The organism is Haloimpatiens myeolchijeotgali (genome assembly GCF_042688525.2).
Taxonomy (GTDB): Bacteria; Bacillota; Clostridia; order Clostridiales; family Clostridiaceae; genus Haloimpatiens.
Map to the genome: position 1 here is coordinate 1997644 of NZ_JBHWAB010000001.1, position 13437 is coordinate 2011080.

The window sequence follows — 13437 nt, forward strand, 5'->3', positions numbered from 1 at the left end:
AACAATTAATATAAATGTATAATTAGATTAATAAAATATATGATTTTTATTTTGAAAGGGGAGATTCAATTGGAAACAAAACAGTTTAAGGCAGAGTCTAAAAGATTGTTGGATCTTATGATTAACTCAATTTATACTCATAGGGAAATTTTCTTAAGAGAGCTTATCTCTAATGCAAGTGATGCAATTGATAAAATTTATTATAAAGCATTAACAGATGATTCATTAAGCTCTCGAAAAGAAGATTACTATGTTAGGGTAGTTTTTGATAAAGAAAATAGAACATTAAAAATTTCCGATACAGGTATTGGAATGACAAAAGAAGAACTTGATGATAATCTTGGAGTTATAGCAAAAAGTGGGTCTTTAGAATTCAAAAAAGAAAATGAAGTAAAAGAAGGACATGATATAATTGGCCAGTTTGGTGTAGGTTTTTATTCTGCATTCTTGGTAGCAGATGTTGTTACTGTTATAAGTAAAGCTTTAGGTAGTGATGAGGCTTACAAGTGGGAATCTAAAGGTGTAGATGGATACACTATTGAACCATGTGAAAAAGATTCTGTTGGTACAGAAATTATACTTAAAATAAAATCTAACACAGAAGATGAAGATTATGATCAGTATTTAGATGAACACAAATTACAGTCTATAATTAAAAAATATTCTGATTTTATTAGATATCCAATAAAAATGAATGTAACTAAAAGCAAACTTAAAGAAGGTAGTGAAAAAGAATACGAAGAATATAAAGAAGAAGAAACTGTAAATAGTATGGTTCCTATATGGAGAAAGAATAAAAGTGAACTTAAAGATGAAGATTATGATAACTTCTATACAGAAAAACACTATGGCTTTGATAAACCAATAAAACACATTCACATTAGTGCTGATGGTATGATTAGTTATAAGGCAATTTTGTATATTCCAGAAAAAATTCCATATGATTATTACACAAAGGAATATGAAAAAGGATTAGAACTATATTCAAATGGCGTTATGATCATGAATAAGTGCTCAGATTTATTACCTGATTATTTTGGATTTGTTAAAGGGGTAGTAGATTCAGAAGATTTGTCTCTTAATATATCTAGAGAAATATTACAGCATGATAGACAATTAAAACTTATTGCTAAGAACATAAAAAATAAAATAAAAAATGAATTACAAAATATATTAAAAAATGAAAGAGATAAATATGAAGAATTCTACAAGTCTTTTGGAAGACAATTGAAGTATGGTCTTTACAGTGATTTTGGAAGTAATAAAGATTTTCTACAAGATTTATTAATGTTCTATTCTTCAAAAGAGAAAAAAATGGTTACTTTAGATGAATATGTTTCAAGAATGCCAGAAGAACAGAAATATATCTATTATGCTGCAGGAGAATCAATTGAAAGAATTGAGAAATTACCACAAACAGAAATTGTATTAGACAAAGGATATGAAATACTATACTTTACAGAAGATGTAGATGAGTTTGCTATAAAAATGATGATGAAATATAAGGAAAAAGAATTTAAATCTGTATCAAGTGGTGATTTAGGTATAGATTCAGAGGAAAATGATAAGGAATCTAGTTCTGATAATAAAGAGAATAAAGAACTATTTGAAGAAATGAAAAATATATTATCAGATAAAGTTAAGGATGTTAGAATGTCAAAAAGATTAAAAAATCATCCTGTATGTTTATCAAATGATGGTGAACTTACAATTGAAATGGAGAAGATTTTAAAATCTATGCCTAACAATCAAAATATAAAAGCAGATAAAGTTTTAGAAATAAATACAAATCATGATGTTTTCAAGGCGTTGAAAGAAGCTTATGAAAATGACAAAGATAAACTTAAGTTATATACAAATTTATTATATAATCAGGCATTACTTGTAGAAGGATTAACTATAGTTGATCCTGTAGAATTTACAAATGATATTTGTAAAATAATGAAATAAATAAATTAGAAAGAACAAAGTTTTTTAAGCTCTGTTCTTTCTAATTTATACATATTTTTTTAGGAAATTTTATTGAAAAGGTAGTACCTTCTCCAAATTTACTTTTTACTTCAATCTTTCCACCGTGAGCTTCTACTAAACTTTTGGTGATTGTAAGACCAAGACCAGAACCACCAGTATGTTTATTTCTAGATATATCACTTCTGTAAAATCTTTCAAAAATATTTGGTAGGTCTTTTTCAGAAATTCCTGTTCCAGTATCTTTTATGTCTATTACAATATATTCTATACTTTTATATAAACTTACTATGACTTTACCACCATCATTTAAATATTTATAAGAATTTGAAAGAAGATTATATATGATTTGCTTTAACATATCTTTATCCATTAATACAATTACATTTTCAGTGACTTCAGTTATAATAGAAAAGTTTCGTTTAATATACATAGGACTGAAGGTATCTACAAGCTTTATAAGTTCATCAGATAAATTGATTTTACTTTTATTCAAAATTACACCTACGTGTTCAAGTTTTGAAAGATCTCTAAGATTATCTACTAATTTTGAGAGTCTAGTTAATTCTTCATAAAGCATTTTAAGTCTTTCTTCAGTAGGTTCCCATATACCATCAATTAGGGCTTCAACATGAGTTTTTAAGGTAGTAAGTGGAGTCCTAATTTCATGAGCCATATCAGAGGTAAGTCTTTTCCTTAATTTTTCTTGTTGATTTAATGTTTTTGCAAGATAGTTTATAGAGTCAGCTAATTCTTGAATTTCTTTAGTACTTGATTTTACATTAGAACGTACTTGTAAATTTCCCATTCTCATATTTACTGCAGTTTTAGTTATTTTAATAAGTGGAGAAGCGATCTGTTTTGATAAAAAGAAACTTATTAATAATCCTAATAATAATGTTATAAAAAAGGATATGAAAAAGGAATGATTTAAAGTATTTATAAAAGATAATGAATTAGAAGAAAAATAGGAAGTACCATAATAACCTATAATAATAGTACCAATTTTTTTACTATCTTTAATTAGATTATGGTTTTCCTCTTTATATTTTCCTGGAGTAATATTTGATTGCTTTCCCATCATGTTACGCCCTCTACCCATCATGGAATTCATCATATTACTATGTTGGAGGTAAGATGTTCCAGAAGAAAATATTTTATTATCATTAATATCTCTTATTTCAACATATAACTCATTCATTGAGGCATTTCTGGAAATAGATTCTTGACTTTCACTTGAAAAACCAATATTTTTGTTATAAGAATCTTCAATGAACCTAATCATTTCATTCATTTTTGTTTCATGTTCATTCATTAGATATTGATTAAATTTCTTTGAAATCATTGAATTTGAAATTATACTAGTAATAATTAAAGAGCCCATTATAGCAAATAAAAATCCTAAAGATAGTTTTTTAGTAAGTGTCATTTTCATTATATATCCACCCCTGTTTTTTATCTAATATATACTTTTGTTATATTATCCAAGGAAAATACTTAAATCTTTTGATCTACAAATTTATAACCTATACCATATACTGTACTTATGTATTGTGGGCTTTTAGGATTATCTTCAATTTTATGTCTTAGATTTTTAATATAGCTATCAATAGTTCTATCAAATCCTTCATATTCTATTCCAAAAGCTTTTTCTACTAACTGTTTTCTTGTAAATACTTGACCAGGACTTGTAAGTAATGCCAATAACACTTTAAACTCATATGGAGTAATTTCTATTTCTACAGCTTTTTTCTTAACTTTCATACGTTTTACGTCTATTTCTAAATCGCTTTCATTAAATACAAGATAATCTGCTAGAGGATTACAGTTTCTATAGGATCTTCTAAGAAGAGCTCTTACTCTTACTACAAGTTCTCGCACACTAAAAGGCTTTGTAAGATAATCATCTGCACCTATTGTTAATCCTTCAATTTTGTCATTTTCTTCAGTTTTAGCAGTAAGCATAATAATTGGGATATCAGATACTGTTCGTATTCTTCTACATACTTCTTCACCAGAAATTTTTGGTATCATTAAATCTAATACAATAAGGTGAACATTTTCTTCTTTAAATATCTTAAGTGCTTTTTCACCATCAATAGCTGTGTATACTTTAAAGTTTTCTTTTTTTAAATAAGCTTCAACTACTTCTAATATTCTTTTTTCATCGTCAACTACTAAAATATTTACAGTTTCATTCATTTATTTCACTTCCTTATGTAAAATAGGTTTTTTAATGTAAGTTTATTGTATCAAAAATAACTAGAGAATATTCTCTAGTTATTTTTGATAATTGATTTTCGTTTTTTATATTCTTCTTCAGTGATTTCTCCTTTGGCATACAGGTTGTCAAGAGTTTTAAATGCATTGTTGTTACTTATAAAATAATTTTTGAATAATTTAACTGCAATTACTACTATACCTATGATTAATAAAAAACGAATAATCATAAATCCAAACATATATGGTGTTCCTACATTTGAAAAGCCATAACCAAAACAACCACGAAACATGTACATTCCTCCTTTGAATTTTATAATTAAATTATATACGAAAATTATGGAGCAATTATGAAGATTATCTATATTTATTAAACAATTCAAATGGATAATATAGTTAAATTGAATATATGTTACCAACTGCTTTTTATACTAATAAAATAAAATTTATGATATTATAATAATTAACATATTATTTTTCTAGGTAGTGTATGTTTAGTAAAAGATTAAATAAAATGTGTATGGTATACAAGGCTGTGAAAAAATTATACTTTAGTAGAGGTGATTTATGCAAAATATAAATTTTTATTTTATATTGCTAATTTTTTATGCAACGTTAGCTTTAATTTTCATATCATTTAATATGGTTCATCCTAAAAAATATATTAATTATATATCTATAAGCCATGTATTTGGCATAATGACAGTCGTTTGTACATTATTTACCAAAATAATTAACCCAAATCAGGTTATGCTTAGTTTCGCAGTACTATTTTTCTTGTGCAGTCATTTTTCAGCTTATTATGCTATAGCAAAGTATTTAAAAATTAGAATTTCAAAATACGTATTTTACATAGGTATAGTATTTGTCATTATAGATATAATAGCTTTAAATTTTGTAAGACCTCTTAGTATATGGGATCATAAAATTCTACTTATGTTTTTATATATTTATTTTGGAGTAAAAATATTGAAAAATAAACATAAGAGTTTTAGCAAATTTTTATTAGGAGTTGGTAATATTCTTTTTCCTTTAATTCAGATTTGTTTTGGACTAATATGGTTATTTGTGTTAAGACAAGATTTTTACATTGATATAGTAGCATATATGTTACACACATTAACTCTTTCTCTTTCAATTATTTTAATTCTCGTGGAAGAAACAAAAAAACAATTTAAAAAGGATATTACATTGCTTGAAGAGAAAGTTGAAAGTAATGAAAAATTGCTTCAAGATGCATATGAGCTTGATAAGTTAAAAACAGAATTTATTGCAAATATTTCACATGAATTAAGAACTCCCATAAATATAATTTTTAGCAGCATTCAACTTTTGGAAATAAACCACTCTAAAAATACAAGAAATGAAAAGTGTGGAGAATATTTGAAGGTTATGAAGCAAAATTCATATAGATTAATTAAATTAGTCAATAATTTAATTGACATGAGTAAAATTGAGGCTGGATTTTTAGAATTGAATCTTCATAATTATAATATTATTGAGGTGGTAGAAAATATTACTTTGTCTATGGTACCTTATGCAGAGCAGAAAGGTATACAAGTTGAATTTGATACTGAATTTGAGGAGAAGGTAATTGCATGTGATAGTGAAAAAATGGAGAGGATAATTTTAAATTTATTATCAAATGCTGTTAAATTTACTGAAAATGGAGGTAAAGTGGAAGTTAATATACATGAAAAAGAAGATAATATTTTTATAGATGTAAAGGATAATGGTAGGGGTATTTCTAAGAATATGCATAAGAGTATATTTAATAGATTTACTCAGTTATCAGATATTTTTGTAAGAGATAATGAAGGAAGTGGTATAGGACTTTCACTTGTAAAATCTTTTGTAGAAATGCAAGGAGGAAAAATAGAACTTCAAAGTGAAATTAATAAAGGAACTAAATTTACAATAATACTGCCATTAAAGCGTATTGAAAATGATAATATGGATAATGTGTTTTTTAGTGGTACAAGCATGAAAAATGTAGAAATAGAATTTTCAGATGTATAATATATTTAAAGTTTTAAATATCTACTGAGAAGTAGATGTTTTTTTTATGCAATATGTACTTTTGTTTTTATTAAGGAAATCTTAATAAATTATTGAACATATTATTAAGAATTGTAATATACAATGAAAATATAAAGTGAAGATTAAAGAAGGAGTGGATATATTTTGAAAAATTCAAAGGGTACAGCAATGTTTTTTTCTTTAATGCCAGGAGCTGGTCATATGTATTTAGGACTAACAAGACAGGGGATTCAGCTTATGTTTATGTTTTTTGGTACTTTATTTTTAGCACATGCTTTAAATTTAGAGATTTTAGTCATTTTTTTACCTATATTATGGTTTTATAGTATTTTTGATGTAAGGTCAAAAGCTATGAGTGATAAGCCTTTAGTGGATTCCAATTTAGAAATTTTATCATATATAGGATATAATGGAAATTGGATAAGAGGAAATAAGCAAGGAAAATTTATTGGGTATTTTTTAATTATAGCAGGTGTTTTAGCAATAGTTAATAATTTCGTATTTCCTATAATAGAAGATTATATAGGCTATTATATTGTACATTATATAAAATCATTAGTGGTACCTAGTATATTTATTATTTTAGGAATATTTCTATTGAGAAGAAAAAAGGTGTTATATTTGGAAGCAGGTGAACAAGAATGCACGGGAGAACAGTAGGTACTTTAACATTAGGTATAATTTAATAGATTATTTTAAATTTTAAATTAATTTATAAAAAAAACTTGAAAACAATGAATAAGTATATTATAATGAAACACATATAAAATTTAGTAAATTTGAAAGGCAATGGCGTCTACAAATGAGAGAATAATTTCTCTTAATTTGTAGGCGCCTTTTATATTTTATTTTTACTAAAATTTTAAAACAAAAACGTTTTTGTAAAAATGGATTTAAAAAAGCAGCTGTTATAAAATACTAAGATTAGGAGGAGAAATTATGGAAACAATATTTTTATTAAATTCAATGTGGGTTTTAATTGCAGCAATTTTGGTATTTATAATGCATGCAGGTTTTGCTATGGTGGAGATTGGTTTTACACAATCTAAAAATGCAGTAAATATAATTATGAAAAATTTTGTTACTGTTTCTATAGGAGTAATAGGTTTCTTTGTAATAGGATATGGAATTATGTATGGTAAAGACATTTTTAGTGTATTTGGAAGTAATGGATTTATGCTTATCAATGTACCTAAAACTTCTTCAGGAATTTCATTTGAAATATTTTTCTTTTTTCAAGCTATTTTTGCTGCTACTTGTGCAACTATTGTGTCAGGAGCTATGGCGGAAAGAACAAAATTTACTTCTTATATAATATTCTGTATTATAATAACAACTTTGATATATCCGCTAATTGGTCATTGGATTTGGGGTGGAGGATTTTTAAGTGAATTGGGTTTTAGAGATTTTGCTGGTGGTACTGCTGTACATGCTGTAGGAGGATTTGCAGCTTTTGTTGGTGCTAAACTTGTTGGTGCAAGAGCAGGCAAATATAAACATGGAAAAGTAAAAGCAATACCTGGACATAACATTCCTTTAGGCGCTTTAGGTACTTTGATTTTATGGTTTGGATGGTTTGGTTTTAATCCAGGAAGTACTTTAGATATAACATCAGAATTAACGGCTCATGCAGCTGTTACAACTTTATTAGGTGGAGCTATGGCTACAGCATCTAGTGCAATTTTTAGTTATATTAAATATAAAAAACCTGATGCAGGTCTTACTTTAAATGGTGCTTTAGCAGGACTTGTAGGAGTAACTGCAGGAGCTTCTATGATTTCTTATTTTGGAGCAATGATAATTGGAGCTATTGCCGGTATTATTATGATTCTATCTGTTGAATTTATAGATACAGTATTAAAAATAGATGATCCAGTAGGTGCTATTTCAGTTCATGGGGTATGTGGTACTTTTGGAACTGTTGCTATTGGTTTATTTGCGACGGATAAAGGATTGTTCTATGGAGGTGGATTTAAACTTTTAGGAATTCAAATATTAGGAGTAGTAATTTGTGCTGCTACAGCAATTGTTCTTTCTTATATTGCTTTTATTTTAATTAAGAAAAATATAGGGCTTAGAGTGAAACATCATGAAGAACTTTCAGGATTAGATACAATAGAACATGGGATATCTGCATATATTGATTTATAGAAGGAGGGGAAAATATGAAAGATAAAATGACTAAAATTGAAATAGTTACTCGAAATAGTAAATTTGAAGACTTAAAAGAAGCTTTAAATAAAATTGGAATCACTGGGATGACTGTTACTCAAGTTTTAGGATGTGGAACTCAAAAAGGAGTTACTGAATATTATAGAGGAGTTCCATATGAAATAAATTTATTACCTAAAGTAAAATTAGAAATAGTTGTTTGCAGTGTTCCAGTGGAATTAGTAATAAAAACAGCACAGGAAATATTACATACTGGAGAAATAGGAGATGGAAAAATATTTGTCTATGATGTGGATAAGGTCATCAGAATTAGAACTGGTGAAGAAGATAAAGCAGCATTATTATAGGTAAAACTTTAAGTGGCGTTTTTGAAGTCTTTACCTTTTAAATTAAATAAACTTCTATCAAAGAATAATATTGAAAAATGATATACTAATGGTTTTTAACAAATTTATATTAATTTTTTTGCTAGTACCATAATATGATTAAAATTATAATAAATATTATGATTTTAAGTAATCTCCAAGGTGTAAATACATATATTGTAGTGTGCATATTTTTATAGGAGGTTAAAAAATGACAAATAAATTTATTGAATCAGAGGTATGTAAGGTAGAAAAATGTGATGATATGTCAAGAAATAGAGTTGATAAAGAGGAAAAAAAAGAAAAAAATCAAGTTCGTAAAACTAGTGTAATCAAAAAAGAAAACTCAAATCATAACTTAAACTCAACTAAATCTTGTGAAGTTGGACCATTAACTCCACTTCAATGTAGTGAAAAAGCATTTAAAATTCGTAAGGATGCAGCAAGTTTTCAAAAAAATCTTCCTATTCCAGGACATCCTTGTAATGGAGATGGAGGATTGTATCCAAATAAAATTGCCAATTATTCTAAAGCATTACCACACAATAAATTAGGTGAGGTTGATATAAATGCATACAATATATGGCTTAAGGCATTAACTACAGGTAATCCTGATATGTTTGAAGAGATACTTTTAGGAGGGATTAGAAAGCTTGCCAATCCTCAAGCATCTTATGCGTTTGATTTGATAGGACCTAATTCTCAGCATTTAACTATGCCTCCAGCACCTAATTTTAGTAGTGCATGGATGGCAAGCGAAATGGCTGAAGACTATTGGAGAGCAATAACTCGTGATGTGACTTTTATAGAGTATGATAAAAATTCACTTATTATAGAAGCTGCACATGATATGTCACAATTCTCAGATTATCATGGACCAAAACAAGATGGAAGGGTTACTACGGAAACATTATTTAGAGGAGACACAAAAGGGGATTTAGTTGGACCTTATCTTTCTCAATTTTTGTATAAAGATGTACCATTTGGATCCAAAACACTTGTACAACAATATCGTACTGCATTACCAGGAAAAGATTATATGACATCTTATGATGAATGGCTTAATATTCAAAATGGGGGAAAACCTAGTAGTCCAGGTGAATATGATCCTAAACATCGCTATATACGTAGTGGCAGAGATTTGTCTGAATGGGTTCATGGAGATTTTACCTATCAAACAGTTTTAAATGCTTGTTTAATCTTATTGGGTTTTGGAGATAAGGCAATGTGTTCGGAAAATCCTTATTTATGCTCAAGAACACAAGTTGGTTTTGTTACATTTGGATCTGCATATATTTTAGATTTAATAGGTAAATCAGCAAGAGTAGCATTAGAAGCTGCTTGGTTCCAAAAATTTTTGGTGCATCGTAGATTACGTCCAGAGGAATTTGGAGGACGTGTTCACAATGAATTAATAGGTGCTGCTAGTTATCCAATTAATTCTGAATTATTAAATTGTAAGGCTATTTCTAAAATTTTCAACAAATATGGAACGTATTTACTTCCTATGGCGTATCCAGAAGGTTCTCCTACACATACATCTTATCCAGCTGGTCATGCTTGTATTGCTGGTGCAGGGGTTACTATGATGAAAGCTTTCTTTAATGAAGAGTTTATTATACCAGATCCAGTTGTAGCTAATGCAGATGGATTATCGTTATTACCATATTCAAATGGACCATTGACTGTAGGTGGAGAATTGAATAAACTTGGTTCTAACCTTTCTCTTGGTCGTGATACTGCAGGAGTTCATTGGCGTTCAGATGGAATAGAAGGATTAAAATTAGGTGAAGCTGTTGCCATTGGTATACTTCATGATTTTAAAGAAACTTATAATGAAAAATTTAAAGGTTTTTGTTTTACAAAATTTGATGGAACTACTGTAATAATTTAAATAATGAATTTTGTTAAAATAAATAGCTATTTAGCACTAGGGTGATTTCTATCTTTTTTTTCTAGAGTAAATTAATTCTATTAAGTGTAATATAAAATTGACAAAATTTTCTCAAAAATGTATAATGATAAATGTAAAAGATTTATTTTAAAAATTAATGACTTTATTATGAAAGGAGATGTTTTTAATGAATGCAAATACAAAGGTGATTACAGTTTAAAACTAAATATGGGCGAAAATGTGACCATAAACATATGTTTTTGATTGTGTTACATTTTCTAAATATAGTTAACCTTTCATAATATATAAATATGGTGCTTATAATGAGAAAAAATGCGACGAAGAGTTCGTATTTTAGTGATACCCGTAGATAGCATCCAACTAAGGAGGTTGCTTGTCTACGGTATTTTTATGCCCATTTTTAGTTAACTAAAACATACAAAGAAAGGAGAGATGTGTGATGAGAAAATTAACTAATAATATTATAACTTGTAAATTTTATTGCAAATCGTGAGATTATGAAGGTTAATGATATAAGAGAAGACGACAGTAAGGGACGTCATACTACTACACATAGACAACTTATTATGCTTGAAAATGGAGCAATGATAATTGATACTCCAGGAATGAGAGAGCTTGGTATGTGGGATGTGTCAGAAGGATTAGATACAACGTTTTCTGATGTTGAAGAACTAGCCAAGAGATGTAAATTTCGGGATTGCAGTCACAAGTCTGAGCCAGGATGTGCAGTAAAAGCGGCTTTAGAGAGCGGAGAGCTTTCACAAGATAGATGGAAAAACTATGTAAAACTTAAAAAAGAAGCTGCATTTGCACAATGGAAAGAAAAAGTGAACAGAAGGATAAAGAAAAAGAGTTGAATTATTAACTATACCTTGACACAGGTAATAAATAATCGTAAACTTGTGTTGAGAACAAGGTTTACAATAAAGTATGTGTGGAGGTTATAGTTATGAAAAACATAATAGAAAAGTTAGAAAAACAAATTTATGAAGGAAAATCCATTGATTTTAATGAAGCAATAGAACTTTCAAAAGTAGAAGATTTAGATAAATTATTTGAAGGTGCAAATAGAATTCGTGAAAAGTGTATGGGTAATAAGGTAGAGTTGTGCTCTATTATAAATGCTAAATCTGGAAGATGTAGTGAGGATTGTAAATACTGTGCACAATCCTGTCATTACAATACAAATGTAGATGAATATGAATTAATAGATTTTAATAAAGCATTAAAAAGAGCTAAGGAAAATGAAGAACATGGTGTGCATAGATTTTCTTTAGTTACTAGTGGACGAGCGCTACAAGGTAATGACTTTGAAAAATTACTAGATATTTATAAAAAACTTAAAGTAAATACAAATTTAAAGTTATGTGGTTCTTTTGGAATATTAACATATGAAAATTTGAAAAAACTTAAAGAAGTAGGAATGGAAGCTTTTCATCATAATTTAGAAACAAGCAGAGAATATTTTAATAAAATTTGTTCTACGCATACTTATGAAGATAGGATAAAGACTATAAAAAATGCACAAAAAGCTGGACTTAAAGTTTGTTCTGGAGGAATTATAGGTATGGGTGAAACTATGGTAGATAGAATTAATATGGCCATAGATCTTCAAAAACTTAATATTAAATCTATACCAATAAATATACTAACACCTATAAAGGGAACACCTCTTGAGAATAGAGAAAGATTGAGTTATGAGGAAATACTAAAAACTATAGCAATATTTAGATTTATAAATCCTAATGCTTATATAAGATATGCAGGAGGAAGAGGTCAACTACAGGACTTTGGAAAAAAAGGATTTATGAGTGGTATTAATGCAGCTCTTACAGGAAATTATTTAACTACTACAGGAAACAACATAGAAGATGATATACACATGATTAAAAGTTTAGGATTAGAAGTAGAAAAATTATAGGTTATTTTAAATAATTTCAATGCTCAGATTTTCATATCAAAATAGAATTTAATATAGGTAAAGGATATATTGGTGCAAAGACTTATTAAGTTTTTCATACCAATATATCCTTTTTTTTATTAAAATTTGATATAGTTATGGGTTTATTTATCCAAGTGACTTTTAGCTTTTGTAGGTACTTTATCGGCAGGTACCTCTTCATAACTTTCTATAGAATTACTCTTTTCTTTATTTTTGCTATAAGAGTAAATAAGCAGATATGCATTAAGTTTTAGGTTTTTACTACTGTGAAAATTAACAGGTATTTTATTTCCATCTTCATTATATGCATCCATTTTATAAAAATAAGCAGGAAATTTTTCACCTTCCTTAGTATCCAAGAGTTTTTTATTTCCATTTACTTTTATTTTAACATAATATTTTTTTGTACCCCACCTTTTCATACCTAGAAAATTATTTTTTCCTGCTATGCCCAAACATACAATGAATATAGTTAATATTATAAATATGCTTCCTATAATTTTAAATTTCCTCTTCATAATAGACACCTCACAATTTTAAATTTTCTATATTTATGATAACAAATAATTGTTTCAGTTAAAATTGAAGTGGATGACATTAATCTTACATTTACGTAAGAAAAGTTCATAAGACTGTATTTCAACATATATTTGATATTTAATTGTTATATAAAATATATATTGATATAATATTTATTAATGAATTACTTAACTTTCGCATTAAAAAATACTGCTTAGTGAAGGAAAATGATATATTGCGTAAGAAACATTTGAACAAAGTCTACAAGTTCTTAGCTTTACGAATTTGAAAAAAGT

Annotated in this window: 12 protein-coding genes; 8 read left to right on the forward strand and 4 right to left on the reverse strand. The window is 27.5% G+C overall.

Annotated features, from left to right (window positions below; genetic code table 11):
* The first annotated feature begins 69 nt into the window (after positions 1–69).
* Positions 70–1950, forward strand: coding sequence for a molecular chaperone HtpG (gene htpG, locus ACFIJ5_RS08910; RefSeq protein WP_379806176.1), 1881 nt, complete (start codon positions 70–72; stop codon positions 1948–1950).
* 40 nt (positions 1951–1990) lie between these two features.
* On the opposite strand, the gene ACFIJ5_RS08915 is transcribed toward htpG, so the two are convergent.
* The 3 genes from ACFIJ5_RS08915 to ACFIJ5_RS08925 form a co-directional block, all read right to left on the reverse strand.
* Positions 1991–3403 carry a HAMP domain-containing sensor histidine kinase gene (locus tag ACFIJ5_RS08915; protein WP_379806178.1) on the reverse strand — a complete coding sequence of 471 codons (1413 nt, stop codon included), beginning with the start codon at positions 3401–3403 and terminating at the stop codon, positions 1991–1993.
* Positions 3404–3465: 62 nt separating this feature from the next.
* Positions 3466–4170, reverse strand: coding sequence for a response regulator transcription factor (locus ACFIJ5_RS08920; protein WP_379806180.1), 705 nt, complete (start codon positions 4168–4170; stop codon positions 3466–3468).
* A 74-nt stretch (positions 4171–4244) separates the two neighbouring features.
* Complete coding sequence (locus ACFIJ5_RS08925; protein WP_379806182.1) at positions 4245–4481, reverse strand: SHOCT domain-containing protein; 237 nt, start codon at positions 4479–4481, stop codon at positions 4245–4247.
* A 274-nt stretch (positions 4482–4755) separates the two neighbouring features.
* Between ACFIJ5_RS08925 and ACFIJ5_RS08930 the strand changes: the two genes are divergently transcribed.
* The 7 genes from ACFIJ5_RS08930 to bioB all read left to right on the forward strand — a co-directional run bounded on the left by ACFIJ5_RS08930 (position 4756) and on the right by bioB (position 12601).
* A complete protein-coding gene (locus ACFIJ5_RS08930) occupies positions 4756–6207 on the forward strand; it encodes a sensor histidine kinase (protein ID WP_379806184.1) in 1452 nt (483 codons plus the stop codon).
* Between the two features lie 165 nt (positions 6208–6372).
* Entirely contained in the window at positions 6373–6888 is a 516-nt protein-coding gene (locus ACFIJ5_RS08935; RefSeq protein WP_379806186.1) for a hypothetical protein, read from the forward strand.
* Between the two features lie 279 nt (positions 6889–7167).
* Positions 7168–8379, forward strand: coding sequence for an ammonium transporter (locus tag ACFIJ5_RS08940; protein WP_379806188.1), 1212 nt, complete (start codon positions 7168–7170; stop codon positions 8377–8379).
* A gap of 14 nt (positions 8380–8393) precedes the next feature.
* Positions 8394–8747, forward strand: a complete 354-nt coding sequence (locus ACFIJ5_RS08945; RefSeq protein ID WP_379806190.1) for a P-II family nitrogen regulator — start codon at positions 8394–8396, stop codon at positions 8745–8747.
* 283 nt (positions 8748–9030) lie between these two features.
* The gene (locus tag ACFIJ5_RS08950) at positions 9031–10659 is read left to right on the forward strand and encodes a vanadium-dependent haloperoxidase (RefSeq protein WP_379809579.1); all 1629 of its coding nucleotides are present in this window, start codon (positions 9031–9033) and stop codon (positions 10657–10659) included.
* A gap of 500 nt (positions 10660–11159) precedes the next feature.
* A complete protein-coding gene (gene rsgA / locus ACFIJ5_RS08955) occupies positions 11160–11537 on the forward strand; it encodes a ribosome small subunit-dependent GTPase A (protein ID WP_379809580.1) in 378 nt (125 codons plus the stop codon).
* Between the two features lie 92 nt (positions 11538–11629).
* Positions 11630–12601, forward strand: a complete 972-nt coding sequence (gene bioB / locus ACFIJ5_RS08960; protein WP_379806192.1) for a biotin synthase BioB — start codon at positions 11630–11632, stop codon at positions 12599–12601.
* Positions 12602–12744: 143 nt separating this feature from the next.
* Here bioB and ACFIJ5_RS08965 read toward each other — a convergent pair whose 3' ends face one another.
* Positions 12745–13140, reverse strand: a complete 396-nt coding sequence (locus ACFIJ5_RS08965) for a YxeA family protein (RefSeq protein WP_379806194.1) — start codon at positions 13138–13140, stop codon at positions 12745–12747.
* Positions 13141–13437 lie beyond the last annotated feature (297 nt).